We start from the raw sequence: 1373 nt of genomic DNA, 5'->3' as shown, positions 1-1373 counted from the left end.
CTTCAGTTGCCGGCCCCAGTGAACTTGCCTGTGAGGGCAGGGTGATGGGTGGCTGGTCGTTGTTTGAGAACTGCACAGTGGACGCGAGCATCTGTGGCCAAGTTTTTAAGGGCGCACGGTGGATGCCTTGGCACCAGGAACCGATGAAGGACGTGGGAGGCCACGATAGGCCCCGGGGAGTCGTCAACCAGGCTTTGATCCGGGGGTGTCCGAATGGGGAAACCCGGCAGTCGTCATGGGCTGTCACCCTTGCCTGAACACATAGGGCAAGTGGAGGGAACGCGGGGAAGTGAAACATCTCAGTACCCGCAGGAAGAGAAAACAACCGTGATTCCGGGAGTAGTGGCGAGCGAAACCGGATGAGGCTAAACCGTATACGTGTGAGACCCGGCAGGGGTTGCGTATACGGGGTTGTGGGATCTCTTTTTCACGGTCTGCCGATCGTGAGGCGAGTCAGAAACCGTTGATGTAGGCGAAGGACATGCGAAAGGTCCGGCGTAGAGGGTAAGACCCCCGTAGTCGAAACATCAACGGCTCGTTTAAGAGACACCCAAGTAGCACGGGGCCCGAGAAATCCCGTGTGAATCTGGCGGGACCACCCGCTAAGCCTAAATATTCCCTGGTGACCGATAGCGGATAGTACCGTGAGGGAATGGTGAAAAGTACCGCGGGAGCGGAGTGAAATAGTACCTGAAACCGTGTGCCTACAAGCCGTGGGAGCGTCGCGCATCAAGCTTGCTTGGTGCGTCGTGACTGCGTGCCTTTTGAAGAATGAGCCTGCGAGTTTGCGGTGTGTTGCGAGGTTAACCCGGGTGGGGTAGCCGTAGCGAAAGCGAGTCCTAATAGGGCGTTTGAGTAGCACGCTCAAGACCCGAAGCGGAGTGATCTAGCCATGGGCAGGTTGAAGCGGAGGTAAGACTTCGTGGAGGACCGAACCCACCAGGGTTGAAAACCTGGGGGATGACCTGTGGTTAGGGGTGAAAGGCCAATCAAACTCCGTGATAGCTGGTTCTCCCCGAAATGCATTTAGGTGCAGCGTCGTGTGTTTCTTGCCGGAGGTAGAGCACTGGATAGGCGATGGGCCCTACCGGGTTACTGACCTTAGCCAAACTCCGAATGCCGGTAAGTGAGAGCGCGGCAGTGAGACTGTGGGGGATAAGCTCCATGGTCGAGAGGGAAACAGCCCAGAGCATCGACTAAGGCCCCTAAGCGTACGCTAAGTGGGAAAGGATGTGGAGTCGCACAGACAACCAGGAGGTTGGCTTAGAAGCAGCCACCCTTGAAAGAGTGCGTAATAGCTCACTGGTCTAGTGATTCCGCGCCGACAATGTAGCGGGGCTCAAGCGTACCGCCGAAGTCGTGTCATTCGTACA

Annotated in this window: 1 rRNA gene (running past one end of the window); it reads left to right on the top strand. The window is 56.9% G+C overall.

Features of this window, described 5'->3' with window-relative positions:
* Nucleotides 1–95: 95 nt before the first annotated feature.
* Nucleotides 96–1373, top strand: a 23S ribosomal RNA gene (locus AB0H86_RS43655) (it continues 1242 nt past the right edge of the window).

The sequence above is a fragment of the Streptomyces sp. NPDC050997 genome (assembly GCF_040660135.1).
In the GTDB taxonomy this organism is placed as follows: domain Bacteria; phylum Actinomycetota; class Actinomycetes; order Streptomycetales; family Streptomycetaceae; genus Streptomyces.
The sequence above is the reverse complement of the archived record's forward strand: the minus strand, read 5'-3'. Positions and strand labels throughout refer to the sequence as shown.